The following is a 25076-nucleotide window of genomic DNA, read 5'->3' on the forward strand; positions in this document are numbered from 1 at the left end:
CTTGACCGGTGCCCCGTGACAGGTGCGAAACCAAGCCCGTCCGGCCGTTGAGGACAGCTTTTCAGCCCGTCCGGCGTGTGAGGGCGTCTCTCACACCGCGTCGGCCAGGAGCAGGGCGTGGATGCGGTCCGGGGCGCCCGGGCGGGCGTAGTACCAGCCCTGGGCCGTGTCGCAGCCGAGCTGCCTGAGCTGCTCGGCCTGGGCGCCGGTCTCCACGCCCTCCACCGTCACGGCCAGATCGAGACTGTGGGCGAGCGAGACGATCCCCTCGACGATCTTCAGGTCGACCGGGTCGGCCGGGTGCTGCTGCATGCCCTGCGTGAACGACCGGTCCAGCTTGAGCACGCTCACCGGCAGCCGCCGGAGATTGGCCAGGTTCGAGTAGCCCGTACCGAAGTCGTCGAGCGCTATGTCGACACCCATCTCCGCGAGTTGCCGCAGCGGCTTGAGCAGATCGTCGTCGGCGCCGATCAGCGCGGACTCGGTGACCTCCAGACAGAGCGCCCCCGGTTCGAGACCCGAGCGTTCCAGTACGTCCACCGTCTCGGCGACCAGCCGGGGGTGGTGCAACTGGGTCGGCGAGAGGTTGACGTTGATCCGCAGCGGGCCGCCGTCGCTGTGCCGCTCCTGCCAGAAGTTGGCCTGCCGCACGGACTCCTCCAGCACCCACCGCCCCAACGGCACGATGAGACCGGTGTGTTCGGCGAGCGGGATGAACCGGTCGGGGCCGAGCACGCCGTGCTGCGGATGGCACCACCGCACCAGCGCCTCCGCGCCGTGCACGCTGCCGTCACCGAGGTGCACCAGGGGCTGGTACTCGATGAAGAACTCGCCCCGGTCCAGCGCCGCCGGCAGCGCCGTGGTCAGCCCGTGCCGGGTGATCGCGCGCGCGTCGGCCTCCGCGTCCGCGAGCTCGAAGCGGTTGCCACCCGCCGACTTGGCCCGGTACATCGTGATGTCGGCGCTGCGCAGCACCTCGGCCGCGGTGCGGGCACCGGCGGCCGGGCCTTCGACCACGCCAATGGACCCCCGTACGGTCAGCTCACGGCCGTCGAGCCGGATCGGCGTGGCGAGCACCCCGAGGATCCGGCAGGCCAGCTCGTCGACCTCGTCCTCGGTGTGCGGCCCGGTCGTCAGCGCCACGAACTCGTCGCCGCCGAGCCGCGCCACCATCTCGCCCGGTGCGGTCGCACAGCTCTGCAGCCGGTCCGCGACCTCGACGAGCAGCCGGTCCCCCGCCGCGTGGCCCAGGCTGTCGTTGATCGCCTTGAAGCCGTCGAGGTCGAGGTAGCAGAGCCCGAAGCGGGAGCCGCCCTTCGCCGCGAGCGTCTTCTCCAGCCGCTCGAAGAACAGGGTCCGGTTGGGCAGCCCGGTGAGCGCGTCGTGGGTGGCCTCGTAACGCAGCCGCAGGTTGAGCAGCCGGCGCTCGGTGGTGTCCTCCATCAGCGCCAGCTGGTATTCGGGCCGGCCCTCGGAGTCGCGGAGCAGCGACACCGTGAGGTTGGTCCACAGGACGGTGCCGTCGTTGCGGTAGTAGGGCTTCTCGACGTGGTAGTGCTCGCGTTCGCCGCGTACCAGCTCGTTGTAGTACTTCCACACCTGGGGTGAGTCCTCGGGGTGGACCCACTCGTTCACCTTGTGGCTGCGGACGTGGTGTTCGAGGCCGCCGAACATCCGGGTGAGGGTGTCGTTGACCTCCAGGATGTTGCCGTCCAGGTCCGCGATGCCGATGCCGATCGCCGCGTCCTTGAACACGGCGCGGAACCGTGCCTCGGTCGCGTGGAGTGCGTGTTCGGCGTGGGAGCGGGCGGTGAGCGCCGAGCGGGCGATGGCCTCCTGCTCGGCGAGCGTCCGCTCGCGCAGCGCCAGGGTGAATCCACCGGCGAGCGCGTGCTGCATCCGTGCGCAGCGGGCCCTGCTGTCCTCGGTCGAGAGCTCCAGCGGGCCGTTGCTTCCGCAGTAGAGCACCAGGTACGAGTCGATGACGCCGAGCGTGGAGCTGAGGGCCTCCGGGTCCGTGCAGTGCGCGGCGACGAGCGCCGCCCCGACCCCGTGCGCGGGCGCCGGGTCGAAGGGCCGCGCGTGCAGGATCTCGCTCAGCTCACGTGCCAGCGGCAGCAGATGCTGTTCGAACTCCTGGCGTGTCATGGAGGTGGCCGTGGACGGAAAGATCGCCCGGCTCCAGATGGTGGCGAATCTTCGGAGCCGGCCCTCGGGGCCGTCCGGTTCCGCGTCCGGGGCACCGGACGCCTGGGCGGGGATGCTCACGCCTTGCGTCCTACCCCTGCGAAGCCCGAGAAGGCGAATGGATCTTCCTGGCCCTCCACCACGGGAGTCTCCGGACGCCAGTTGGGCATCGACACGAGGCCCGGGTCGACCAGCTCGTATCCGTCGAAGAACCGTGACACCTCGGCACGCGACCGCATGACGAGCGGATTGCGGATGTTGCGGTAGACACCGACGGTGCCGCCCGCCTCCTCCTCGGTGAGCGGAATTCCCTCGTACGAGGCGTGGGTCAGGACGAGCAGGCTGCCGGGGGCGAGCGCCTCGCGCAGTTCGGCGACGGCGGTGTACGGGGCGTCGGCGTCCTCGACGAAGTGCAGTACCGCGACGAGGAGCAGTGCGACCGGCTGGTCGAAGTCGAGGAGTCCGGAGATCTCGGGGCTCTTCAGGATGTCCTGGGGGCGGCGCAGGTCGGCGGCGGCGATCACGGTGTTCCCGACGCCCTCCAGCACCGCCTGGCTGTGGGCGACGGCGACCGGGTCGTGGTCGACGTACGCCACCTTGGCCCCGGGGTCGGCCGCCTGGGCCACTTCATGAACATTGCCGAAGGTCGGAATGCCGGAACCGATGTCCAGAAACTGACTGATGCCCTCGGTTGCGGCGTAGTGCACGGCCCGGCGCATAAAGGCGCGATTCGCCTGCATGATCTTGGGAAGGCCCGGCATGAACTCCATTGCCTTACGGGCCGCTTCCCGGTCCACCTCGAAATTGTGCGAGCCGCCCAGATAGAAGTCATACATGCGGGACACGCTCGGCACTGAAATGTCAATGCCTTGCGGTGCCCAGGCGGGACGCTCCATCGATGTCTCCAACAAGTCGCCACGGCGATCCGGCCATGTTCATGGTCAGTGTTGACCAGAGGCTACTGATCGACCGCCAAGAGAGCGAGCGGAAACGGAAATTCGCGGTCCGTTATTGGTCACACACCAGGAGCATGTGCGGCGGTCCGTCGCTGCGGGTGAACAATCAGCGACGGACCGGCACGCCCGGCACTCGGATTCCCCTACTTGGGCGCTCCGACGAGTTTGGCGTCGGGCGACACCGCGTACCATGTTCCCCCGACACCCTGCCCGTTGGTGTCTCCGGGGTTGGCGTCACCGGAGAAGGTGTAAATCGGCCAGCAGTCGAGCGTCTGCTGCTTGATTCCATCGGGCCGGTCGAAGGTGACAAAGCCCTTCGTGGTGATGCCCGCGACGTCATTCTTCGCCACCGGTTCGACCGCGGGCCACTTCTCCAGGCAGTCTCCCGTACAGGCTGTTTTCATCGGCCACGCGCTGTCCTTCTTGAACCGGTAGACCGTCATACCGCGCTTGTCGACCACGATGTCCCCGAGTTCCGGGTCCTTACGGACCGAAAGCCCCGCGAGGTCCGCCGGCTCCGCCTCGCCGCCCTCCACGGCGTTCGCCGCTGCCTTCTTCCCGTCCGGCGCGGCGGCGAACCACGTCCCGCCGACACCCTGCCCCTTGGCGTCTCCCGGGCCGGTGTCCTTGGCGTACCGGTACATCGGCCAGCCCCCGACGGTGAGTTGCTTGCTTCCGTCGGCGCGCACGACCTCTCCGAGCAGTGCGGCATCGGTGCCTGCCGCGGCCACGGCATCGCCCGCGGGCACCACCGGCCAGGTCTTCGCACACTCGCCCTCGCAATTCGACGCGGGCGGACTCGCGGTGTCCTTGTCGAAACGGTAGAGCGTGAAGCCCGCGCTGTCGGTCAGCACCCTGCCCAGGTTCTTGCTGTCCCACACGGCGAGCTGCCCGGCCTCCTTGGGTGCGGCGGCTTCCGTTCCGGCGTCCGAGCCGTAGCCGCCGTCGGAGCCGTAGCCACTGTCGGCCGGCTGCTCGGCGGGGACGGCGTTGCCCACGGCCTGGCCGTTCGGCGAGGCGGTTCCCTTCTCCTGACCGCACGCCGTCGTCAGCACCAGCAGGGCCGTCGCCGTCACCACGAGCGAGGCGTTGCGCCAGGTATTCATGTCGACTCCCGTTGTCTTTCGGCCAGTTACGACGCGAGTCCGCGTCGTTCATGGCCCTAGGTACGGGCGGCCGGGTGCTCCGTGTTCAACGGTCGCGCAGAAAGTTCCCACGCCCGCAAACGCGAATCGAACAAGATCCCCACCATCAGGGGAATCATCGCCCGGCCGGGCGTGTCCGGCCCCGCCCCGGTCCATGCTCCCGCTCGTGTACGGATCACGCATAGGGCGGCTCTCGGCAGCCGCCGCACTCGTATGGCTGTGCGCGGTGCCGGTGCCCGCGGCCGGCGACAGCTGCGCGGTGGCCTCCATCGGGCAGGACGACGGCAGTTCGTCGATCGCCGTCGCGGGCGGGGGAAGTTGTAAGCCGCCCCCGCCTCCTCCACCACCACCGGAGCCACCGCCACCACCACCGCCACCCCCTCCACCGGAGCCACCGCCACCGCCGCCTCCCCCGCCGCCTCCGCCTCCACCGGCCCCGGAGCCACCGCCCGCCCCGGAGCCACCGCCCGCTCCCAAGCCACCACCGGCCCCGGAGCCCCCGCCACCTCCGCCCCCGCCTCCCCCGGCCCCCGCGCCGCCGGAACCACAACCGAAACCCACACCGCCGCCCCCGTCCGCGCGCCCCAAGCCCGCACCGCCCAAGCCCGTCGCGCTCCCCACCTACCGCAAAGCCACCCGTAAGGCACCCCGCAGCGGCCCGTCCCTGGTCTCGCTCACCCTGGTGATCACCGCACCCGCCGTATTCGCCGTCGCCGTCCTGCGGCCGCGCTCGTCCCGTTGATCCACGGAGATACCCATGTCGGAATGGCTTGTTCTGACCATTGCCATGGCCTCGGCCTGCGCTGTTGTCCTCACGATCGCCGTCCTCAACAACCGGCGTATCGGCGAGGACGACGACCCGTCCGAGACTCCGGACGTCATCGAGTACATGACGATGATGATCGGCGTGGTGTACGCGATCGTCCTCGGTCTCGCCATCGCGGGCGTCTGGGAGGGGCGCAGTGCCGCCCAGGAGTCCGTACGCCTGGAGGCCCAGGCCCTGCACGAGGTGAGCGCCCGGTCCTCCGTCTATCCGGCCGAGGTCCGCGACCGGATCCGTGCCGATGTCGACGCCTATGTCACGTACGTGATCGACGACGAGTGGAAGGCCATGACCGAGACGGGAAGCCTCACCGACGAGGGCACCCGGCTGCTGGACCGCGTACGGGCCGATGTCACCGACTACGAGCCGAAGACCGACCACGAGGGGCAGGCGTACCAGCCACTGGTGGACCAGGTGGCCGCCGCCGATGACGCCCGCGGCTCCCGGGGGCAGAGCGCGGGCGCGACGATGCCCGGGGTGGTGTGGTTCGGTCTGATCACCGGAGCGATGGTCACGGTGGGGCTGATCTTCACGCTGCAGATCCGCAGAACGTTCCGCGAACTGCTGCTCGCGGGCCTCTTCAGCGTGCTGATCGCCTTCCTGCTCTTCCTGATCTGGGACTTCGACTCACCCTTCGGACGGGGCATCTCGGCCACCACCGCACCGTTCGTCGATCTGTTCCCGCACGCCTCCGGCGGATAGCCGCCCCACCCCGCCCCACGCCCCGCTTCGCCCCCGGCCGACACCTCTCCGGTGCGCCGGCCGGGGGACAAGGCTGCCCCATTCGCCGGACCCCGATCGCGGGTGATAAGGGGCACTTCTAGCATTCCGGGCATCGAGGTGCATTTCTGCTGCTTTGTGGAACCGTTCCGCAACTGCTCCTCGGGGACCCGGAGGATTGACCATGCGCGCGATACGCGTCGCACCACCCGTAGCCCTGCTCGGCTCCGTCGCTCTGGCACTGACGGCACCGGCCACGGCCGCATACGCCGCTTCGGACGGCACGACCACCTCATTCACCCCCTCGGTCACCCCCTCGGCGGTCGCGCCGGGCGGCCAGGTGACCCTGGGCGCCATGGGCTGCGACGAGGTCGCGACGGCGGCGTCGGGCGTGTTCGACACGACGACGATCCCCAGTGGACAGTCGGCCACGGCCACCGTCGACTGGGACGCCAAGCGGGGTGCCGTCTACGAAGTCACGTTCAACTGCGGCGGCACCGTACGGATGGTCAGCCTGACCATCACCGGTGGCGCGACGAGCACACCCAGCCCCACGAGCACGCCCACCCGGACGGCTCCGACCGTCAGTTCCACCGCTCTGGCCCCCAGCGGGGTGCAGGGTGGTCTGGGCGGGAGCGTCGACGGCATCGACGCCGGCGAGATCGCCGCCGGCGGCGCCCTGGTGCTGGCGGCCGCGGGCGGCACCGTCTATGTCGTGCGCAGGCGGCGAGGCAGCCACTGACCGGCATGAACCGCCGGACACACGACAGTCGCCCCGGGTCCTGATCCAGGACTCGGGGCGACGGGCGTATCGGGCCGGGCGGGAGGTTCGACGCCTTAGATCGCCGCATGGCTCGTCCGTCGACGACGGACGATGAAGACGGCGCCACCGATGGCCGAGGCGGCCACCAGTCCGCCACCGATCTGCATCTCGACCGAGCTCGGACCCATGGAGCCGCCGAGCCCGCCCGCGGCGCCCTGGCCGGCGAGCACGGTGAACTGGTGCGTGGCGATCCGGTCGCTGTCGTTGCACTTGACCGACAGGTTGTAGTTACCGGGGGTGGCGTCGGGCCGGATGTGGACGGTGGCGTATCCGGTGGAGCCCGGGGAGAGGTTCGCCTTCGGGAAGGCGTTCGACCAGACCTTGCCACCAGCGCGGCCGCAGCCCATGGCGCTGACCTGCATCGTGGCGCCCTGGTGGACCGAGGACGGGTTGACGGTGACGTTGGTCGGACCGTTGCTGGAACTGTTGCTCGAACCATTGCCCGGACCGCCGCCCGAAGCGCCGCCCGAACCGTTGGTCGCGGCAGCCATCGGCGCGGCGAGCCCGATAACCGCGAAGGCGGTCGCGGTCACCGCGAGAGCGCGTGAAGCACGCATCGTTGAACCTCCAGCGGGAAGCGCCCCGGAGTCATGTCCTCCGAGATGGATCGACGGATACGCGTCCCATGACGAACACTCACCAGATCTTCCGGTTGTCGCACTTCGGCACTGCTCCACCCTGGTGAGCCGACACGCCGCGCGAGGGCCTCTGAATCTGACGGACCCGCAGGTCACAGACCGTCAGAAGTTTTATCTGCTCATTACTCCGAAGAGCCCGCTCCCAGGGCCACAAGGAGTGATCGCCCCGGTGGTCCCGCATCCGGCCGCCACCCGTTCGCCCTTCCCTGATCGCCGCCGCCCCGTCCCGCGCTTAGCGTTCCAATCGTCGCGACGAAGGGAGAACCATGGGCCGGGACCACTGGGGAGCCGAGCGGACCAGACGCGCGCCGTGGGGCGCGGTCGCCCTGGTGCTGCTCACGGGCCTCGCCCTCATGCGGAACGGCACCGACGTCGCCGCGGGGCCACCGCAGCCCGCGGCGGCCGCCTCGCTGAAAGAACATCAGGACCCCGCGGCGATGCCCCTCGTCGGCGAGCCCGTCCAGCCCCTGCCGTACGCGCCCGCCGCCCGCGTGAAGATCGACTCGATCCGGGTGGACGCACCGATGATCGATGTCAACCTGGAACCCAACGGCTGGATCGCGGCGCCTCCCCCGGAGGACCCCAACCTCGCGGGCTGGTACCAGAACGGCATCTCGCCCGGCCAGCGCGGCACCGCCGTGGTCGTCGGCCACGTCGACAACACGTCGGGGCCCGCCGTCTTCTACGGCCTCGGCGCCGTCAAGAAGGGGCAGCGCGTGGAGGTGACCCGCTACGACGACCGGGTCGCGGTGTTCGAGGTCTACGGGGTCGAGGTGTTCGCCAAGAACGACTTCCCCGGAGCCCGGGTGTACGGCGACACCGGCCATGCGGAGCTCCGGGTGATCACCTGCGGCGGCGGCTACTCCAAGGCCGGCGGGTACGACGGGAACGTGGTCGTCTTCGCCCGGATGGTCGCGACGCGCTGAGCGTACGAGCGCGTCGCGGCCACCGTCCTCACCTGCGGTGCGGAACCGTGATGCGGTAGCCGTCGGCGAGCAGTTCCGGCAGATAGCGGCGCAGCGCGGCGACGCTCTGCGAACGGTCGCCGCCCGCGTCGTGGGACAGCACGACGACGCCGGGCGCCGCACCGTCCAGGACCCGGCGGACGATGGTGCCGGCACCCGGCTCCGTCCAGTCGAGGGTGTCGACGGTCCAGGCCAGGGGCTCCATGCCCAGGGCGGCGCCGATCTCGAACGAGTTGCGGTTCCACGCCCCGTACGGCGCCCGGTACCAGAGCGGCGCTTCACCGAGCGTCTTCTCGATGATGTCGCTGGTGCGGCCCAGCTCGTCACGGATGCCTGCCCGGGACAGCCGCGGGATCAGCGGGTGGGACCAGGAGTGGTTGGCGACGACGTGGCCGTCGGCCGCCATCTCGCGCAGCAGGTCCTGGTTGTCGATGGCCATCTCGCCGCAGACGAAGAACATCGCCCGGACCCGGTGCCTGCGCAGGGTGGACAGGATGCCCGGGGTGTACCGGGGATCGGGGCCGTCGTCGAAGCTGAGCACCATGGAACGCCCGAGGTCCGGCAGCTCCTCCAGCGGTCTGGTGCGTACGGGAGGTGCCGCCCGCCGGAACCGGGGCGGGGTCTGGGCCGTCATGGGCTGGAGCCGGTACGCGGAGGGCCTCGCCCGCGCCTGTGCGGGTGGCCCGGCGGCCCCCGCGGGCGGCGCGCCCCCGGGGCGGACGGGCGTGGCGGCGGGGTCGGCGGCGATCACATGGACGGCGGTGGCGGCTCCGAGGCCGAGAGCCAGCCGGAGCAGCGGGCGGCGTCCCAGGGGATGCTGATCGTATTTCATGGCCAACTGCTCGCACGGGTGTCCGTCCGCTCGTACCCCCGACACCGTGAGGGAGTCGTTTTGCACCCGATGGGACGAGCGCGTCACCGCTGACCGGCGGCCCTGCGGGGGCTTCGGTGCGACCCGGCCGGACGGCCGCGAGGGGAGCGGATAGCCTCACCTCCGTGACAGACCAGCAACGTCATCAGTTCGAACGTGGCACCGACGGCCCCAAAGTGATCGTCGCGGGCATCGACGGGTCCGACTCCTCCATGCGCGCCGCGGCGTACGCCGCCGGACTGGCCCGGCGCCAGAACGCCATGCTCGCCCTCGTCTACGTCCAGCCGGTGATGCCCGCCGGGGCGGCACTCGGAGCGCCGGTCGCCGATGTCACCGGTGAGGTCGCGGACGGCCTGGTGCGGGAGATCCGGGAGTCCACGGAGCGGCTCAAGGACATATGGAACGTGCGGTGGGAGTTCCACACCTTCCGCGGCGATCCGTACAACGGGCTGGTCACCGCCGCCGACGAACTGAAGGCGGACGCCGTCGTGGTCGGTGCGTCGGAGTCGGCCGGGCACCGCTTCGTCGGTTCGGTGGCCGTCCGTCTGGTGAAGGCCGGCCGCTGGCCGGTCACCGTCGTCCCGTAGCGGGACAGGGCGGCGCGGCCGTTCCGCCGGGAACGGCCGCCCGCGCCACCGCCCGTCAGGCGTTCCGCTCGATCGACTTCTGGAACTCCCCGGCCATCCGGTCCAGGCCCTTGGAGTGCCACTCGGACCAGAACGGCTTCCACTCGCTGATCCTCTTGCGGCCGCTCACGATGTCGTTGACCAGGTCGGTGGCCTCCGTCGACATCCGGCCGTAGTGCTCGGTGTACGCGTCGGAGTAGTGCCCGACGGTCGGGTTGGCGATCGCGGTCTCGGTGAGCTTCTGCTCCACGGCGTAGACGGTCTCGACGTCCTGCGGCCCCCGGGTGCCCGGGAACAGCGACGGCTGGAGCACGAAGGGCGCGATCGTGGCGGTGGCGAGGCCGCTGTAGAGCCCTTCGACCTGCTGCTTGCCCTTCTTCGTCCGCTGGGGGAATCCCTTGGCGTCGTAGGTGAAGTCGGCTCCCTCGGTGCCGAACTCGACGAACTCGCGCTCCTTCGTTCCGTAGGGCGCGGCGAGGTAGTCGAGGAGGCCGAGCAGCATGCGGACCCGCTTCTCGTCGCCCTTCTTGATGGCCGTGTAGCCGATCGTGCCCAGGTGGTAGTGGTGGTTGGGCCGGCCGCCCCCGGCGGCGAACGGGACCATGATCTCGGCGCCGAGCGACGGGTCGTTGGTACGGAGGTTGGCGCGGGCCCCCGAGGGGTTGGCGAACACCGTGGCGCCGATCGTGCCCTGGGCCATCTTCAGATAGGCGTCGGCCATCTTCGGGTCGCCCGGGTAGAAGACCCCGGCCTTCTTGAGTCCGATGACGAAGTTCAGGGCCTCCATGTACGCGTCGGTCTCCTGGAACCAGGTGAGCGAGCCGTCCTTGTTCAGCTGCCATTTGTTGGGGGCGCCGTAACACTGGCTGAGTACGCTGACTGCGTTGACGTAGATCGGCTCCAGGGCCCATACCTTGCCGCCGGTGACCTCCTTGCACTTGGCGAGGAATTCGTCGGGGCCGCTCGCGGAGAGCCCGCCCGCCTTCTCCCAGACGGTGGGGTTGCCCGCGTAGACCTGTCCGAAGGCGGGGTAGGGGCTGGGCGCTCCCCAGATCTTGCCGCTGACGACTGCCGTCTTCCAGTGGGCGGGGGTCATGGCGGCCAGGTTCGGGTAGTCCTTGACCGCGTCTCCGGAGACGTACTCGGTGATGTCCGCGCACTTGGCGTGGAGCAGTTCGGAGATGTGCTGGATGCCCTGGTTCGGCGGTATCCACATCAGGTCGGGGAGCTCGCCGCCCGCGACCGTCGCGGAGAACTTCTCCTCGTAGCCGGGGTCGGTGCCGAGGATCGCCGAGAGTTCGACGTTCAGCTCCTCGTCGAGTTTCTGCCAGTGCGGGTTGGAGCCCTTGGGCAGCGGCGGCTGGGTCCAGATCTCGGTGAGCACCGAGACCTTCGAGCCGTCACCGGGGGCCTTCGCGACGCTCCGGATCAGCTCCTTCGGGTAGGAGAGGAAGCCCGCCGAGAGCCCCTTGGCGTTGGCCGGGAGGTCGGGGGTGACCTTGGTGAAGGGGACGTACGAGGGCAGCTTCACCTTGGCCGAGGCCGCTTCGCCCTCGGTGGCCGTGGACGATCCGCAGCCGGTGAGCGCGGTGGTGGCCGCGCCCGCCGCGACCGCGGTGCTCAGGCCGAGGAAGGTGCGTCGGGACATGCCTGTCATGGGGATCTCCGCAACGGGATGAGGGGACGGAACGGGAGACGTGGGTCAGCCCTTGACGGCGCCGGTGAGGACGCCCTTGGTGAAGTACTTCTGGAGGAAGGGGTAGAGCATCAGGATCGGGATCAGCGCGAGCATGACCACCGCCATGGAGATCGACTGCTGCGGCGGCATGTGGGCCACGCCGAGCTGGTCGGCGGCCATCTGCTTGTTCTGCACGACGTAGGTGCGCAGCAGCAGCTGGATCGGCCACTTGCCCGAGTCGTTGAGGTAGAGCATCGCGTTGAAGAAGGCGTTCCAGTACGTCACCGCGTAGAAGAGGCCGACGACGGCGATGACGCCCTTGGAGAGCGGGAGGACGATCCGGGTCAGGATGCGCCAGTCCCCCGCGCCGTCGATCCGGGCGGCCTGGTAGAGCTCCTCGGGGATGTTCATGAAGAACGCCCGCATGACCACCAGGTTGAAGGCGTTGACCAGGCCGGGGAGGATCAGCGCCCAGTAGGAGTCCAGCAGGCCGAGCTCCTTGACCAGGACGTACATCGGGATCATGCCGGGTGCGAAGAGCAGGGTGAACAGGACGAGCAGCAGGACCGGTTTGCTGCCCGGCACGCCGCGCTTGCTCAGTGCGTAGGCCAGCGCGACGGTGGTGAGCAGGGAGAGTGCCGTACCGACCGCGGTGATCAGCACGCTGACGGTGACCGCCCGGGTGACCAGTCCCCCGGAGAGGATGGTGCGGTACGCCTGAAGGGTCGGCTCGGTCGGGAAGAGAACGAATCCGCCCGCCGCGGTGATCTCCTCGCGCGAGGCGAGGCTCGTGGACAGGACGACCACGAAGGGCACCGTCATGACGATCACGACGACGGTGATGACGAGGGCCTTGGCGGTCGAGCCGAGCCGGGTGGGCGGTTCCTCCCAGGCGGGGCGGCGGTCCGCCTGCCGGGGCTTCAACAGGGGTGCTCCGATGCTCATTTGCTGTACACCCCTTGCTCTCCGAATGCGTGGGCCAGCCGGTTGGCGCCCCAGATCATCAGGGCGCCGACGACGCCCTTGACCAGACCGGCGGCGGCGCCGACGCCCCAGTCGCCGTAGACGACGCCGTGGTAGTAGACGTAGGTGTCGAGGACCTCGGCGGCCCGGGCTCCGACGGCGTCGCGCTGGAGGAGGAACTGTTCGAAGCCGACGGACAGTACGTCACCGAGGCGCAGGACCAGCAGCATGACCGTGACGCCCCGTACGGCCGGCAGGGTGATGTGCCACATCCGGCGCCATCGTCCGGCGCCGTCGACGGCCGCGGACTCGTACAGGCTCTGGTCGACGTTGGCGAGCGCCGCGAGGTAGATGATCATGCCCCAGCCGATGTCCTTCCAGATCACCTGTGCGGTGATCAGCATCGGGAAGGTGGAGGGGTCGGTCATCACGTCGAGGGCCGAAAGCCCGTGGTCCCGAAGGAAGTTGCTGATCAGTCCCGCACCGCCGAGTACCTGCTGGAAGAGGGCGACGACCAGCACCCACGAGATGAAGTGCGGCAGGTAGACGACGCTCTGGACGAACTTCTTGACGCGACTGCTCACCAGGCTGTTGATGAGCAGCGCCAGGGCCAGCGGCGCGGGGAAGAAGAAGATCAGCTGAAGTGCGGCGAAGGCGAGCGTGTTGCGTACCGACTCCCAGAACGCGGGGTCGGCGAAGACCTCCTGGAAGTTGGCGAGGCCCACCAGGGGGCTTTCCTTGAAGCCGATGAAGGGCTGGTAGTCCTGGAAGGCGACGATGTTGCCGAGCATCGGCACGTAGAAGAAGACGGCGAAGAAGAGCAGGCCGGGGGCCATCAGGGCGAGCATCACCCAGTTGTTGCGCAGCCGGACCCGCAGCGGTGTCCGCCGCAGGGGCGGCAGCCCGCCGCTGGCACTCCGGCCCTCGGGGGCTTTCGGTGGCGAGGCAGCCCGGGGGCTGGTGGTTGTTGCAGGGGATGTCACACGTTCTCCCTGGCCTGGCGGCATGACGGGGGCCTGACGGCACGACGAGTTTGGAAATCAACTTGCCGAAAAGAGTGGCCACATCATCGAATCGCCGCAGGCCCACGTCAACAGCCAATCAGTCCTGAGAAGTTGGACTTTTCTGCGCGCCGTGCTCGATGTGTTCCAATGCCAGCCGGGCTGCCCCGATTGCGGTCGATTCCTCTCCGAGTGCGGAGATCCGCACGGCCGGCGCGTGGGGGCAGCGGGAGGCGAGCCGCTGAGCGAACGGCTCGCTGAGCAGGTCTCCCGCCCGTGAGATGCCCCCACCGAGCACCACCGCCTGCGGGTCCAGCACGGCCACGTGCCGCGCCAGACTGTCGGCCAGGGCCTCGGCGAAGGCGCGCAGGGTGTAGCGAGCGCCCCCGTCGCCCGCCGCCGCGGCCGTCACCACGGCACGTGCGGCGTTCTCCCGGGTGGGTTCCCCGTCGCCCCGGTGTCCGGCGAACCAGTCGAGCAGGCGCTGGTAGGAGAGCGCCCATCCGTCGTCGGAGACCATCTCCCCCGCCGCCCCGTGGTGTCCCCGGTGCAGGTCGCCGCGGAGCCAGAGGCCGATGCCGAGCCGGTTGCCGATGTAGAGATAGAGGCAGTCCGGCACCCCGACCGCCACTCCGGTGGTGCATTCGGCGAGCGTCGCGAGCTGGATGTCGTTGCCCACGACGACCCGGCCGCAACCGGCGCCCGCCAGCTCGTGGGCCAGGTCGAGACCCGTCCAGCCGGGCAGCGAGTCGCTCTCGGCGACGCGTCCCCCGGTGTCCACCATGCCGCTCGTGCCGATGCCGGTGGCGAGCGGGGCGACCCCGGCCGCCGCCGGCTGCGCCAGGCATCCCGCGATCGCCCCACGCACCGCGTCCAGCCGCTCCCGCGCCGGGAGTCCGGGAGTGACGGCGATCCGCTCCGTGGCGACCGTGCGGCCGAGCAGATCAGCGGCCAGGACCAGGATCTTGTGGGCCCCGATGTCGACACCGAGGACGTGCCCGGCCTCGGCCCGGAAGCGGAAGCGGCGTGCCGGGCGCCCCACGGACCCGCTGTTGGCGCCCAGTTCCACGAGGCGGCCCTCGCGCAGCAGCTGGGCGGTGAGGTCCTGGGCCGTCGGCCGGGACACCCCGATCAGCCCCGCGAGTTCCGGCACGGTGACCTCGTCCCGCTCCCGTACGACCCTCAGCGCCGCGGCCGCGTTCAGCCGGCGCAACAGCGAGGCGTCCCCACCCCGGTCCATGGCAGCTCCCTTGACAGCGTGATCGTCGGCTCTCCATGGTGTCCCATGGCAATTGAGCAACTTACCTAATAAATAGCGCCCTTGAGGGAGTGCGGAGATGGCTGAGCGGGATCGGCATCCCGAGCTGGAGTGCGGGCTCGGTTCATGGGACAGCGATGTCTACGGCAATCACCGGATGCTGGTCCGCGTGACCTCGGCCCACGATGGGGTGGGGGCCGAGCTGCCCTGGCGGCGCACCGATCCGGACCCGGGCTCCGTCGATGTACTGGTGCTCGCCCCTTCGGGCCGCCGCATACGCAACACGGTGGCGGCGGAGGTGACGGCCGAGCGCGGCCGGATCGCCTTCGAGCCGGCCGAGGGCCCCGGCACGTACGCCGTGCACTATCTGCCGTACGCGCACACCGGCCGCCCCTACTATCCGCAGGCCGCCTACCGACAGCCCACCCCCACAGCCGATCCGGGCTGGGTGCACCGGTGCGGACTCCGGGACCCGGAGCGCGGCTGGTCCCACCTCGAACGGGCGGAGACCTTCCGTTACGAGGCGGTGAGCGCCGTCGACTCGTTCGCACCGCTGGGCTTCGCGGCCACCGCCGAGGAGCGCGCGGCGCTGACTGCGACGCATCCGCACGAGCCGTTCCTGCTGTTCGGCGAGGACCGGGCGCACCCGCTCGGCCGGATCGAGCGGTTGCCCGCGCGCTGGGCGAGGTCGGCGCCGTTCGCCGCCTTCTCGGGTACCGCGGCGCGGGGCGAGTTCTACGTGCTCCAGACCGGGATCCACGCGGTGGCGGCGCTGGAGGAGGTCACCGCGGAACTCCGCGGTCTCCCGTTCCCCGCCCGCTGCCTCAGCACCGGGGGCACCGACGCGCGCGGCCTGCGCTTCGAGAAGCGGATCGACGTCGGTGCGGGGCGGGTGCACGCGCTCTGGTTCGGGCTCGATGTGCCGCGGGACGCCGAGCCCGGTGCGTACGAGGGCGAGATCGCCGTGCGCGCCCGCGGCACGGCGGAACGGGTGCTGCCGCTCCGCCTCACCGTCGGTACGGAGAGCGTCGACGATCACGGCGCCGGGGAGCCGGAGCGGCTGGCCCGGCTGCGCTGGCTGGACTCGACGCTCGGCCAGGACGACGAGGTGGTCACGCCGTTCACCCCGGTGCGGGTGGCGGGGCGCCGCCTGGACCTCCTCGGGCGGTCCGTGGAGCTGGGCGACGACGGCCTGCCGCACCGTCTCACCTCCTCGTTCACCCCCGGGGTGACCGGCACCGACGGCCCGGATCTCGATCTCCTGGCGGCGCCGGTGGCGCTCACCGTCGGCCGCCCTCTCGACCGGGGGCCGCTGACGCTCGAACAGCCGGGCCCCGCCCGGGTGCGCTGGTCCACCACGGCGACCGGCCCGGGGCTCCGGCTGCGCACCGAGGGCGAGCTGGAGGCCGACGGCTTCCTCGTCGTGCGGGCGACCCTGGAGGCCACCGAGACGCTCGGCACGGAGGTGCGCCTCGATGTGCCGCTCCACGCGACGGTCGCGCGGTACGCCATGGGTCTGGGGCTGCCGGGGCAGAACTGTCCGGACACCTTCGACTGGAGCTGGGACACCCCGACCCGCAATCAGGACGCCCTCTGGCTCGGCGCACCGTCCGCCGGTCTCCAGCTCTCGCTCCGCGACGAGCACTACACCCGCCCGCTCAACACCAACTACTACCGCGAGAAGCCGCTGGTCACGCCGCGTTCCTGGGCCGGGGACGGGGACGGCGGCATCCGGCTGCGCACCGCCGGCGGCGTACGGACCCTGACCGCGTTCAGCGGGCCGCTGCGGCTCGCCGCCGGGGAGCGCCGCCGCTTCGAACTGCGGCTGCTGCTCACCCCGTTCAAGCCGCTCGGGCCCGCGCGCCAGCTCGCCGACCGCTACTACCACGCCTACGCGTCCCCGGCGGAGGTCGCCGCGTACGGCGCCAACGTCGTCAATCTGCACCACGCCACACCGCCCAACCCGTACATCAACGACCCGCTGCTCGCCGCCGACGTGCTGCGCGCCTACACACGGGACGCCCACCGGCTCGGCATCCGGGTCAAGGTGTACGACACCGTGCGCGAACTGACCCGGCACACTCCCGAGCTGCCCGCGCTGGCCTCGCTCGGGGACGAGGTCCTCGCACCGGGGCCCGGCGGCGGACACGCCTGGCTGCGCGAGCATCTGGGTAGCGACTACGTGCCGGGGTGGGTGGCGCCGGACGTCGGGGACGTCGCCGTGGTCACCTCCGGTGACTCCCGCTGGCACAACTCCTATGTGTGCGGGATCGACCGGCTGCGGAACCGGCTCGGTGTCGACGGACTGTACCTCGACGACGTGGCGTACGACCGGACGACGATGAAGCGGGTACGCAAGGCACTGACTCGGCCGGACTCCGACCCGCCGGTCATCGATCTCCACTCGTGCAACCAGTACCGGGAACCGGACGGTTTCGCCTCCAGCGCCAATCTGTACGCGGAGCTGATGCCGTACACCGACCGGCTCTGGCTCGGCGAGCTCTTCGACTACGAGAACACGGACCCCGCGTACTGGCTGGTGGAGCTGTCCGGGATTCCGTTCGGTCTGATGGGCGAGATGCTGGAGGGCGGCGGCAACCCGTGGCGCGGTCTGGTCTTCGGGATGACGGCGCGGGCCCCGATGACGGATGTGCGCCCGCTGTGGCGGGCCTTCGACGCGCTGCGGCTGCCGGAGGCCGAGCTGACCGGCTGGTGGGCGGAGACCGGGCCCGTCTCCACCGGCCGTGCCGATGTCCTGGCCTCCACCTGGCAGGGTCCCGGCGGGACCGTCACCGCGCTGGCCTCCTGGGCGGCGGAGCCGGTGGAGTGCGTGCTGACGGCGGCGAAGGAACGTGTGGCGGCGTACGCATCGGCGATCGAGGGGTTCCAGCCGGAGCGGTCGTTCGCGGCCGGCGAGCCGGTCCCGGTCGCCCCGGGACGCGGCTGGCTGCTCGTCCTGGGGGGCGCCTCCGTCACTTCCCCATGAGGAGTCCGTCCTCGGCGGCGCCGCGGCCGAGGACGACGGCGCGGATGCGGTCGCGTACCTCGCGGTGGTGGCCGGCGCCTTCGTCGATCGAGGCGTTGAGGTCGACGACGCGGCCCACCGTGGTGTCGAACCACTGCGGGAGGAACTCGGCCTTCTTCACCGCCCAGCGCTTCCCCGGTTCCGCCGGCGGCGCGAAGGTGAAGCGGCCGATCGAGCTCTGGTTGCCCCGCGGGTCCTGGACGCCCTCGTAGTTGATCATCGCTCCGGCGATCTGGTCACCCATTCCGTAGATGACCCAGGTGCCGTTGACCTTCTCGTAGGCCTGCGGGACATGGGCGTGCGTGCCGAGGATCAGGTCGATGTCCGGGCTGCCCGCGGAGCCGGCGGCGGTGAGCCGCCGGCCGAGGGCAAGCTGCTCCTCGTCGGGCTCGTCCTGCCACTCGGTGCCCCAGTGCAGGGAGACGGCCACCACGTCGGCGCCCGCCCTCCGGGCCGCCCGCGCGTCGGCGACGATCCTCTGTTCGTCGATCAGGTTGACCGCCCAGGACCGCTCCCGCGGCAGTGGGACGTCGTTGGTCCCGTAGGTGTAGGCGAGGTGGGCGACCTTGGCGGCGTGCTTGCCTGTGCCCGCCTTCAGGAGGGTGGGGCGGGCCGCCTCGGCGGCGGAACGGGCTGAGCCGGCGTGCGCGATGCCCTGCTTGTCGAGGGCGTCGAGGGTGCGGCGGATGCCTTCCACTCCGTCGTCCAGCGTGTGGTTCGAGGCGGTGGAGCAGGAGTCGAACCCGGTGGCGCGCAGGCCTTGCGCCACTTCGGGCGGCGACTTGAAGGACGGGTAGCCGGTGTAGGGGCCGCCCTCCTCCCCGTACACCGTCTCCATGTGGCAGATGGCCAGGTCGGCCTGGGAGACGACCGGTGCGGCGCCCTTGAGCATCGGAGCGAAGTCGTAGCCCGGGCCGCCGGCGTCCGCCGCTGCCCGGTCGATGACCGAGGAGTGCGGCAGGACGTCGCCCGAGGCCACGAGGGTGAAGGCGCGCGCCTTGTCGGCGGCGGTGCCGGCCGCTCCCCGGCCACCCGGTGCGGCGGTCGCGTGCCGCCCGGACTCCCCCGGGTCCGGAGACTGCTGCCCGCTGCACGCCGTTGCCGCGGCGAGCAGCACGGTGATGGCGGCCACCGTGCCCTGTCGGATGCGCTTCGTCATCTGCCCGGCTCCCAGTTCGACCCATTTCGGACAACTGACTACACATATAGTCATACCGCCGAGTCAAGGATCAACGGCTCGCGTCTCCCTTAATCGGTCGTATCGCCGTCGTCCGACCGTTCGCCGCACCACTCGCCGCTCCGTGCGACCGCTCGTCGCACAGCTCGGTGCGCTCCCTGTTCCTCACGGCCCGAATGCGTTCGTATACGCCAGGCGGCAGCGAGGCGGCAGGGGCCTCTCCGGGAAGGGACGTTCACCATGACCACGACGAAGACCGGCGAGCGGGCCCTCGCGGATCTCCAGCGGGAGCACGGGCCCGCGCTGTTCCACTTCCTGCTGGGTCTGACCTTCGGCGACCGGCAGCGCGCGGAGGACCTGCTCCAGGAGACGCTGGTACGCGCCTGGCAGCACCCCGAGGCGTTCGACGCCCCCTACGACTCGATGCGCCCCTGGCTCTTCACCGTCGGACGGCGCCTCGCCATCGACGCCCGCCGTTCGCGCCTCGCCCGTCCGGCGGAGGTGAGCGACGCCGTACTGGAGAGCGCCCCCGCACCGCAGGACACCGCCGACTCGGCGGTCCGCGCGCTCGACGTGCGCGAGGCGGTGAAGACGCTCAGCCCGGAGCACCGCGCGGTGCTGGTGCAGATCTACTTCCGCGGTCTGAGCGTGGGAGAGACGGCGCAGGTGCTGGGCATACCCGCGGGCACCGTCAAGTCGCGTTCGTACTACGCGCTGCGGCTGCTGTCCCGCAGTCTGCCCGGCTACTCCAGCAGGTCCTCCGCGTTGAGCAGGCCGAGCATGGCCGCCGCCTCGGCGACCTCGACATAGGCGCCCGCACAGCCGTCACAGTGCTGAAGGTGCCGGGAGATCCTGACGCACTCCCCGTCGGCCAGGGCGTCCAGGACGTACGCGCCGAGCAGCTGGCGCACATGCGGGACGTCGGCACGGTCGACGGTCATCTCCACCTCGTATCTCCTGAACGAACTTGCTCTTCTGCCCACGCGGGGCATGCGCCCCCGGTTCAATGCTCCGTGAAGCCCTGTGCCGAGTAAGGAAAGAGGCGAGGCAGGATGCATCCGGAACGCACGGATGGGGCCGGTGGGGACGGGCTCGTGATCCCGATGGCCTGGCTGTACGCCGAGTACCTCGCGGATGGACTGCTGCTGACCGGCGATCTCATGGAGCCGACGACACTGGAATACCGGGCGGGGCGGGATGCGCTCGCCCTGACGATCTTCCTGTCCGACGGAACGGTGGCCGACGTGCTGCCCGCCGCCCGGGTGAACGAGTTACGGCTGCTGACGGCGTACGGAACGCAATGGCGGCAGTGGATCTGCGAGCGCCTCGACGAGCTGGACCGGCGGACCGGTCCCGGCGGCCCGCCCGACCCCGGTCCGGCGCTGGCGCGCGCGGCCTGGCGGTGGCTGGAGGAGACCGAGCTGCTCGCCGCGGATCTGGACGCGATCGGCGCGCCGTCCTGGGCGCCGCCGGACCACGCGGAGGAGGAGACCGCCCAGGTGTGGACTCCGGCCTGGCAGCTGGGACTGCCGCTGGGCCATCTGGCCGTCCACCTCTACTGAACTCCCGCGCGGCGCAATCATGAACCGTGCACCCCGGCACGGTACTTGGGCAGCCGCAGCGTGATCTTCATCCCCGCGCCGACACCCGTCTCGATGACGAGCCCGTAGTCGTCGCCGTACACCTGCCGCAGCCGCTCGTCCACGTTCAGCAGGCCGATACCGGTCGACGTGCCGCCCTCGCCGCGCAGGATCTGCCGCAGCCGTTCCGGATCCATGCCGGTGCCGTCGTCCTCGATGACGACCTCGGCCTCCGACCCGGCGTCCAGGGCACTGATCGTGATGCGGCTGTCGGTCACGGCGCCTTCGAGGCCGTGTTTGACGGCGTTCTCGACCAGGGGCTGGAGGCAGAGGAACGGCAGCGCGACGGGCAGCACCTCGGGGGCGACCTGGAGCGTGACGGCCAGCCGTTCGCCGAATCGGGCCCGCACCAGCGCGAGGTACTGGTCGATGGAGTGCAGCTCGTCGGCGAGGGTGGTGAACTCCCCGTGCCGACGGAACGAGTAGCGGGTGAAGTCCGCGAACTCCAGCAGGAGTTCACGTGCCTGTTCCGGGTCGGTACGGACGAACGAGGCGATCGCGGCGAGGGAGTTGAAGATGAAGTGCGGAGAGATCTGCGCCCGCAGGGCCTTGATCTCCGCCTCGATCAACTTCGTACGGGAGCGGTCGAGTTCAGCGAGTTCCAGCTGTACGCAGACCCAGCGGGCCACCTCGCCCGCCGCCCGCGCCAGCACGGCCGACTCGCGCGGGGCGTAGGCGACCAGCGTGCCGAGCACCCGGTGGTCGACGGTCAGCGGGACGGCGACGGCCCAGCGCAGCGGGCAGTCGAGGTCCGCGCAGCCGGTGTGGAAGGCGGTGTCCCGGCCGCTGGCGAGGAGCCCTTGGACGTGCTCCATCACCCCCTTGCCGTGATGGTCCCCGTCACCGTCCCAGACCAGGATGCGGTCGCGGTCGGTGAGGCAGAGCGCGTCCGTTCCCAGCAGGGAGCGCAGCCGTCGCGCCGACCGTCGCGCGCTCTCCTCGGTGAGGCCGGCGCGCAGCGGGGGCGCCGCGAGGGAGGCGGTGTGCAGGGTCTCGAACGTGGCGTGCTCCACGGGCGTGCCGACGTCACTGGTGCGTACGGGCCGGCCCGTGCGGCCCAGCAGGTAGCCCGTGCCGAACAGCAGCAGGACGATCACGGCGACCACCGCGATACCGGCCCCGGTCATCGCTCGCGTCCCGAGGTCAGTGCTTCGGGCAGGTGGAAGCGGCTCATGGCGGCGTTGGTGCCGGGCGGTATCCGGCCAGGGGTGGCCAGCGAGACGAGGATCATCGCGAGGAAGCCGACGGGGACGGACCAGACGGCGGGCCAGGCGAGCAGGGCGTGCGGCCAGCCGGGCGGGCGCACCGCCCCGCTGACCGTGATGGCCACCGACAGCAGCGCCGAGCCGCCGCCGAGCAGCAGTCCGGCGATCGCGCCGGGCGGGGTGAGCCGCCGCCACCAGATGCCGAGCACGAGCAGCGGGCAGAAGGAGGAGGCGGAGACGGCGAACGCCATCCCCACCGCGTCGGCCACCGGCACGCGGCTCACCAGCAGCGAGCCGGCCAGCGGCACGGCCATCGCGAGAAGGGTGGCCAGCCGGAAGTGACGTACACCGCGCGAGGGCAGCACGTCCTGGGTGATCACTCCGGCGACGGCCATCGTCAGCCCGGAGGCCGTCGACAGGAACGCGGCGAAGGCGCCACCGGCGATGAGCGCGCCGAGGAGATCGCCGCCCGTACCGCCGATGACCCGTGCGGGCAGCAGGAGTACGGCGGCGTCGGCGTCCCCGCCGTACATCAGCTCGGGGGCGTACAGCCGGCCCAGTGCGCCGTACACGGGCGGCAGCAGATAGAAGCCGCCGACCAGCGCGAGGACCGCCACGGTGGTACGGCGGGCGTCGCGCCCGTTGGGGCTGGTGTAGAAGCGGACGACGACGTGGGGCAGTCCCATCGTGCCGAGGCAGGTGGCCACGATCAGTCCGTAGGTCGCGTACAGCGGATGGTCGGCGCGGAAGACGGAGAGCTGCGCGTCGAACGAGACACGGGGCTGTCCGTCGCCCCGCCAGGCCAGCACCAGGAAGATCGCGGGCACGAGAAGGGCGGTCAGCTTCAGCCAGTACTGGAAGACCTGGACGAAGGTGATGGAACGCATGCCGCCCGCGGCGACGGCGATCACCACGACGGAGGCCACCAGCACGTCGCCGAGCCAGCCGGGCGCGCCGGTGAGGATCTGGAGGGTGAGCCCGGCGCCCTGGAGCTGCGGTACGAGATAGAGCCAGCCCGCGCCGACGACGAACACGCTGACGAGCCTGCGCACCTGGCGCGATTCGAGCCGGCCCTCGGCGAAGTCGGGCAGGGTGTACGCCCCCGAGCGGCGCAGCGGCGCGGCGACGAACACCAGGAGGACCAGATAGCCGGCGGTGTATCCGACCGGGTACCAGAGCATGTCCGGGCCGTGTACGAGGACGAGTCCCGCGATGCCGAGGAAGGAGGCGGCGGAGAGGTATTCGCCGCTGATGGCCGCCGCGTTGAGGCGGGGCCGTACGGACCTGGACGCGACGTAGAAGTCGGACGTGGTCCGTGAGATCCGGAGTCCGAATCCGCCCACGAGGACGGTGGCGAGCACGACGAGCGCGACCGCCACCACCGACGCCAGGTGGTCGGGCCGGCTCACGGCGCGGGGCGGCCTTCCACGAGTCTGGCGAAGTCGCGTTCGTTGCGCTCCGCCCGCCGTACGTACCACCAGGCGATCAGGGTGAGCGGCGGGCAGGTGGCGAAGCCGAGCACCGCCCAGACGACCGCGGCGCTGTCCAGGGCGGCGAAGACGAGGGGCAGGGTGCCCGCGACGAGGGCGAGCACGGCGAACGCGGTGAGTCCGGCGCGCAGCTGGCTGCGCATCAGCGAGCGGACGTACGCACCGCCGAGCGCGGTCTGCTCGTCGATCTCCGACTGGGCGCGGTAGCGGGGCAGCGGGCGCACCCGCCTGGGCTCCCCCGTCACCACTTCGCGCCGGGGTATGGGCTCTGCGGACATGGGCTCGGAGTGTAGGCGTCGCGGGAGCGCTCTGGGAAGGGCCGGCCCCGGGGTCGGTGCTGGTCAGCGGCCGGTCTGGCGCATCAGGAGGTCGCGCAGGGAGCGACTGTGGCGGCGGCTCACGGCGAGTTCCGCCGTACCGACGCGGACACTCATGGCGCCCGCGTCGAGGCGGAGTTCGTCGATGCGGTTCAGCGCCACCAGATGGCGGCGGTGGATGCGTACGAAGCCCCGGGAGCGCCAGCGTTCCTCGAGGGTGGTCAGCGGGACCCGGACCAGATGGCTGCCGGAGACGGTGTGGAGCCGCGCGTAGTCGCCCTGCGCCTCGGCGTAGGTGATGTCGTCGACGGGGACGAAACGGGTGACTCCGCCCAGCTCGACCGGTATCTGGTCGGTGGCTGCGTCGTGGACGGGTGCGGACCGGTCGCCGACCTGCTCGGCGACGCGGCGCACGGCCTCGGCGAGACGCTCGCGGCGCACGGGCTTGAGGACGTAGTCGACGGCCTTGAGGTCGAAGGCGTGGACGGCGAAGCCTTCGTGGGCGGTGACGAAGACGATGAGCGGTGGCGCGGCGAACCCGGCGAGCAGCTGGGCGACATCGAGCCCGGTGAGGCCCGCCATGTGGATGTCGAGGAAGACCACGTCGATGGCGGACGGGTCGTCGGGTCCCGCGTCGACGGCGCCACCGATGCGGCGCAGCGCCTCGGTGGCCCCGGTGGCTCCTTCCACGCTGCGGATGCGGGGGTCGGCGCGCAGGAGGTAGAGGAGTTCCTCCAGGGCGGGTTGTTCGTCGTCGACGGCGAGTACGCGCAGCATGAGGCCGGAGTGTAGAGCCCCGGGAGCGTGCCGGGGCGGGGACGGCGTGAGGGAGTGAGGTGCGGCCCGCGTGGACGTGGCCTGAGTGATTCGCGTGCGGCCCGCGTATCTGACGGCATGCACTCCCCGGAACACCGTCGCGCATCGGGCGCCTATGCGCTCGGTGTGCTCGGTGCCGCCCATGCCTTCCGCTTCGAGGAGCATCTGGCCGACTGTCCCGCGTGCCGGTGGCAGGTGCGTGAGTTCGGTGCGGTGACGGCGCTGCTGGCGGAGCACGGCCGCCCCGCGCCCGAGGAGATGGAGCCGGTACGGGAGCCCGGGCCCGGGCTCCTGGACCGGACGGTCGCCTCGGTGGCCGCCCTGCGCCGGAGGTCGCGGTGGCGGCGGGCGGCGCTGGTGGGGGCCGCGGCCGTGCTCGTGCTGGGCGGCCCTCTGGTGGCGGCCGGTTTCCACGACGCTCCTGGGCGGGCGCGGACCGAGCGGTGGGGCGGGCGGGACGCGGCGTCGGGGGTGGTGGCCGCGGTGACGACCGGGGCGCGGGAGTGGGGGACGGACGTGGACCTGCGGGTGACGCGGGTTCCGGTGACCGGGGTGTGCGCGCTGGTCGTGGTGGGGCGGGACGGCAGCGAGCAGACGGTGACCACCTGGTCGGCCGGCCGCTCCGGGGGTGAGCCGCTGCGGGTGAGCGGGGGCGCGGCCCTGCGGCCCGACGCCATCGACCGGTTCGAGGTACGGACGGGGCGGGGTCAGCGGCTCGTCACGCTCACCCGCTGACCCCGTACCGCGTGCCC

Annotated in this window: 23 protein-coding genes; 8 read left to right on the top strand and 15 right to left on the bottom strand. The window is 71.0% G+C overall.

Annotated elements, in window-relative coordinates; genetic code table 11:
* Nucleotides 1-90 precede the first annotated feature (90 nt).
* From AC07FA_RS07185 to AC07FA_RS07195, 3 genes are all read right to left on the bottom strand, one after another.
* Nucleotides 91-2268: a putative bifunctional diguanylate cyclase/phosphodiesterase gene (locus AC07FA_RS07185; RefSeq protein ID WP_479073708.1), complete on the bottom strand. Its 2178-nt coding sequence runs from the start codon at nt 2266-2268 to the stop codon at nt 91-93.
* Nucleotides 2265-3083, bottom strand: a complete 819-nt coding sequence (locus AC07FA_RS07190; protein WP_479073709.1) for an SAM-dependent methyltransferase — start codon at nt 3081-3083, stop codon at nt 2265-2267. Before AC07FA_RS07190 ends, AC07FA_RS07185 begins: the two co-directional genes overlap by 4 nt.
* 203 nt (nt 3084-3286) lie before the next feature.
* Entirely contained in the window at nt 3287-4249 is a 963-nt protein-coding gene (locus AC07FA_RS07195) for an SCO0930 family lipoprotein (protein ID WP_479073710.1), read from the bottom strand.
* 796 nt (nt 4250-5045) lie between these two features.
* Here AC07FA_RS07195 and AC07FA_RS07200 point away from each other — a divergent pair.
* Together AC07FA_RS07200 and AC07FA_RS07205 are read left to right on the top strand one after the other, a co-directional pair.
* Nucleotides 5046-5813 carry a bestrophin-like domain gene (locus AC07FA_RS07200; protein WP_479073711.1) on the top strand — a complete coding sequence of 256 codons (768 nt, stop codon included), beginning with the start codon at nt 5046-5048 and terminating at the stop codon, nt 5811-5813.
* Between the two features lie 202 nt (nt 5814-6015).
* The gene (locus AC07FA_RS07205) at nt 6016-6573 is read left to right on the top strand and encodes a hypothetical protein (RefSeq protein WP_479073712.1); all 558 of its coding nucleotides are present in this window, start codon (nt 6016-6018) and stop codon (nt 6571-6573) included.
* A gap of 95 nt (nt 6574-6668) precedes the next feature.
* Here the strand turns inward: AC07FA_RS07205 and AC07FA_RS07210 are convergent, their stop codons facing one another.
* A complete protein-coding gene (locus AC07FA_RS07210; protein ID WP_479073713.1) occupies nt 6669-7211 on the bottom strand; it encodes a hypothetical protein in 543 nt (180 codons plus the stop codon).
* 347 nt (nt 7212-7558) lie between these two features.
* Here AC07FA_RS07210 and AC07FA_RS07215 point away from each other — a divergent pair, with 347 nt between their 5' ends.
* Nucleotides 7559-8218 carry a class F sortase gene (locus AC07FA_RS07215; RefSeq protein WP_479073714.1) on the top strand — a complete coding sequence of 220 codons (660 nt, stop codon included), beginning with the start codon at nt 7559-7561 and terminating at the stop codon, nt 8216-8218.
* 28 nt (nt 8219-8246) lie between these two features.
* On the opposite strand, the gene AC07FA_RS07220 is transcribed toward AC07FA_RS07215, so the two are convergent.
* Entirely contained in the window at nt 8247-9089 is an 843-nt protein-coding gene (locus AC07FA_RS07220) for a polysaccharide deacetylase family protein (protein ID WP_479073715.1), read from the bottom strand.
* A gap of 164 nt (nt 9090-9253) precedes the next feature.
* On the opposite strand from AC07FA_RS07220, the gene AC07FA_RS07225 reads away from it, so the two are divergent.
* Nucleotides 9254-9715, top strand: a complete 462-nt coding sequence (locus AC07FA_RS07225) for a universal stress protein (protein WP_479073716.1) — start codon at nt 9254-9256, stop codon at nt 9713-9715.
* A 55-nt stretch (nt 9716-9770) separates the two neighbouring features.
* On the opposite strand, the gene AC07FA_RS07230 is transcribed toward AC07FA_RS07225, so the two are convergent.
* The 4 genes from AC07FA_RS07230 to AC07FA_RS07245 form a co-directional block, all read right to left on the bottom strand.
* Complete coding sequence (locus AC07FA_RS07230) at nt 9771-11411, bottom strand: type 2 periplasmic-binding domain-containing protein (protein WP_479073717.1); 1641 nt, start codon at nt 11409-11411, stop codon at nt 9771-9773.
* Between the two features lie 45 nt (nt 11412-11456).
* Complete coding sequence (locus AC07FA_RS07235; protein WP_479073718.1) at nt 11457-12377, bottom strand: carbohydrate ABC transporter permease; 921 nt, start codon at nt 12375-12377, stop codon at nt 11457-11459.
* Nucleotides 12374-13402 (bottom strand): ABC transporter permease, encoded by a 1029-nt coding sequence (locus AC07FA_RS07240; RefSeq protein ID WP_479073719.1) that lies wholly within the window; start codon nt 13400-13402, stop codon nt 12374-12376. The genes AC07FA_RS07235 and AC07FA_RS07240 overlap by 4 nt, the downstream gene beginning before the upstream one ends.
* A 94-nt stretch (nt 13403-13496) precedes the next feature.
* A complete protein-coding gene (locus AC07FA_RS07245) occupies nt 13497-14636 on the bottom strand; it encodes an ROK family protein (protein ID WP_479073720.1) in 1140 nt (379 codons plus the stop codon).
* 97 nt (nt 14637-14733) lie between these two features.
* Between AC07FA_RS07245 and AC07FA_RS07250 the strand changes: the two genes are divergently transcribed.
* A complete protein-coding gene (locus tag AC07FA_RS07250) occupies nt 14734-17640 on the top strand; it encodes a glycoside hydrolase domain-containing protein (RefSeq protein ID WP_479073721.1) in 2907 nt (968 codons plus the stop codon).
* On the opposite strand, the gene AC07FA_RS07255 is transcribed toward AC07FA_RS07250, so the two are convergent.
* A complete protein-coding gene (locus AC07FA_RS07255) occupies nt 17627-18838 on the bottom strand; it encodes a CapA family protein (protein WP_479073722.1) in 1212 nt (403 codons plus the stop codon). The genes AC07FA_RS07250 and AC07FA_RS07255 overlap by 14 nt on opposite strands.
* A gap of 258 nt (nt 18839-19096) precedes the next feature.
* Here AC07FA_RS07255 and AC07FA_RS07260 point away from each other — a divergent pair, with 258 nt between their 5' ends.
* Entirely contained in the window at nt 19097-19666 is a 570-nt protein-coding gene (locus AC07FA_RS07260) for a sigma-70 family RNA polymerase sigma factor (protein WP_479073723.1), read from the top strand.
* Here the strand turns inward: AC07FA_RS07260 and AC07FA_RS07265 are convergent.
* The gene (locus tag AC07FA_RS07265; protein ID WP_479073724.1) at nt 19600-19797 is read right to left on the bottom strand and encodes a zf-HC2 domain-containing protein; all 198 of its coding nucleotides are present in this window, start codon (nt 19795-19797) and stop codon (nt 19600-19602) included. The two genes, AC07FA_RS07260 and AC07FA_RS07265, sit on opposite strands and share 67 nt — an antisense overlap.
* Before the next feature lie 111 nt (nt 19798-19908).
* On the opposite strand from AC07FA_RS07265, the gene AC07FA_RS07270 reads away from it, so the two are divergent.
* Nucleotides 19909-20418: a hypothetical protein gene (locus tag AC07FA_RS07270; protein WP_479073725.1), complete on the top strand. Its 510-nt coding sequence runs from the start codon at nt 19909-19911 to the stop codon at nt 20416-20418.
* Between the two features lie 17 nt (nt 20419-20435).
* Here AC07FA_RS07270 and AC07FA_RS07275 read toward each other — a convergent pair whose 3' ends face one another.
* From AC07FA_RS07275 to AC07FA_RS07290, 4 genes are all read right to left on the bottom strand, one after another.
* Nucleotides 20436-21623, bottom strand: a complete 1188-nt coding sequence (locus AC07FA_RS07275) for a sensor histidine kinase (protein ID WP_479073726.1) — start codon at nt 21621-21623, stop codon at nt 20436-20438.
* Nucleotides 21620-23110: a sodium/solute symporter gene (locus tag AC07FA_RS07280; RefSeq protein WP_479073727.1), complete on the bottom strand. Its 1491-nt coding sequence runs from the start codon at nt 23108-23110 to the stop codon at nt 21620-21622. The genes AC07FA_RS07275 and AC07FA_RS07280 overlap by 4 nt, the downstream gene beginning before the upstream one ends.
* On the bottom strand, nt 23107-23469 hold the full coding sequence (locus AC07FA_RS07285; RefSeq protein WP_479073728.1) for a hypothetical protein: 363 nt from the start codon (nt 23467-23469) through the stop codon (nt 23107-23109). Before AC07FA_RS07285 ends, AC07FA_RS07280 begins: the two co-directional genes overlap by 4 nt.
* Before the next feature lie 63 nt (nt 23470-23532).
* Nucleotides 23533-24285, bottom strand: coding sequence for a LytR/AlgR family response regulator transcription factor (locus tag AC07FA_RS07290; RefSeq protein ID WP_479073729.1), 753 nt, complete (start codon nt 24283-24285; stop codon nt 23533-23535).
* Nucleotides 24286-24402: 117 nt separating this feature from the next.
* Here AC07FA_RS07290 and AC07FA_RS07295 point away from each other — a divergent pair, with 117 nt between their 5' ends.
* Complete coding sequence (locus AC07FA_RS07295; RefSeq protein WP_479073730.1) at nt 24403-25059, top strand: zf-HC2 domain-containing protein; 657 nt, start codon at nt 24403-24405, stop codon at nt 25057-25059.
* Nucleotides 25060-25076: the final 17 nt, after the last annotated feature.

The sequence above is a fragment of the Streptomyces sp. NPDC045968 genome (assembly GCF_056430475.1).

What these genes read in the sequence shown, in the direction of transcription:
- AC07FA_RS07205 (WP_479073712.1), top strand. Translation starts at nt 6,016, where the DNA reads ATGCGCGCGATACGCGTCGCACCACCCGTAGCCCTGCTCGGCTCCGTC.
- AC07FA_RS07220 (WP_479073715.1), bottom strand. Translation starts at nt 9,089, where the DNA reads ATGAAATACGATCAGCATCCCCTGGGACGCCGCCCGCTGCTCCGGCTG.
- AC07FA_RS07245 (WP_479073720.1), bottom strand. Translation starts at nt 14,636, where the DNA reads ATGGACCGGGGTGGGGACGCCTCGCTGTTGCGCCGGCTGAACGCGGCC.
- AC07FA_RS07210 (WP_479073713.1), bottom strand. Translation starts at nt 7,211, where the DNA reads ATGCGTGCTTCACGCGCTCTCGCGGTGACCGCGACCGCCTTCGCGGTT.
- AC07FA_RS07235 (WP_479073718.1), bottom strand. Translation starts at nt 12,377, where the DNA reads ATGAGCATCGGAGCACCCCTGTTGAAGCCCCGGCAGGCGGACCGCCGC.
- AC07FA_RS07230 (WP_479073717.1), bottom strand. Translation starts at nt 11,411, where the DNA reads ATGACAGGCATGTCCCGACGCACCTTCCTCGGCCTGAGCACCGCGGTC.
- AC07FA_RS07190 (WP_479073709.1), bottom strand. Translation starts at nt 3,083, where the DNA reads ATGGAGCGTCCCGCCTGGGCACCGCAAGGCATTGACATTTCAGTGCCG.
- AC07FA_RS07255 (WP_479073722.1), bottom strand. Translation starts at nt 18,838, where the DNA reads ATGACGAAGCGCATCCGACAGGGCACGGTGGCCGCCATCACCGTGCTG.
- AC07FA_RS07240 (WP_479073719.1), bottom strand. Translation starts at nt 13,402, where the DNA reads ATGCCGCCAGGCCAGGGAGAACGTGTGACATCCCCTGCAACAACCACC.
- AC07FA_RS07265 (WP_479073724.1), bottom strand. Translation starts at nt 19,797, where the DNA reads ATGACCGTCGACCGTGCCGACGTCCCGCATGTGCGCCAGCTGCTCGGC.
- AC07FA_RS07215 (WP_479073714.1), top strand. Translation starts at nt 7,559, where the DNA reads ATGGGCCGGGACCACTGGGGAGCCGAGCGGACCAGACGCGCGCCGTGG.
- AC07FA_RS07195 (WP_479073710.1), bottom strand. Translation starts at nt 4,249, where the DNA reads ATGAATACCTGGCGCAACGCCTCGCTCGTGGTGACGGCGACGGCCCTG.
- AC07FA_RS07290 (WP_479073729.1), bottom strand. Translation starts at nt 24,285, where the DNA reads ATGCTGCGCGTACTCGCCGTCGACGACGAACAACCCGCCCTGGAGGAA.
- AC07FA_RS07200 (WP_479073711.1), top strand. Translation starts at nt 5,046, where the DNA reads ATGTCGGAATGGCTTGTTCTGACCATTGCCATGGCCTCGGCCTGCGCT.
- AC07FA_RS07250 (WP_479073721.1), top strand. Translation starts at nt 14,734, where the DNA reads ATGGCTGAGCGGGATCGGCATCCCGAGCTGGAGTGCGGGCTCGGTTCA.
- AC07FA_RS07285 (WP_479073728.1), bottom strand. Translation starts at nt 23,469, where the DNA reads ATGTCCGCAGAGCCCATACCCCGGCGCGAAGTGGTGACGGGGGAGCCC.
- AC07FA_RS07260 (WP_479073723.1), top strand. Translation starts at nt 19,097, where the DNA reads ATGACCACGACGAAGACCGGCGAGCGGGCCCTCGCGGATCTCCAGCGG.
- AC07FA_RS07270 (WP_479073725.1), top strand. Translation starts at nt 19,909, where the DNA reads ATGCATCCGGAACGCACGGATGGGGCCGGTGGGGACGGGCTCGTGATC.
- AC07FA_RS07275 (WP_479073726.1), bottom strand. Translation starts at nt 21,623, where the DNA reads ATGACCGGGGCCGGTATCGCGGTGGTCGCCGTGATCGTCCTGCTGCTG.
- AC07FA_RS07295 (WP_479073730.1), top strand. Translation starts at nt 24,403, where the DNA reads ATGCACTCCCCGGAACACCGTCGCGCATCGGGCGCCTATGCGCTCGGT.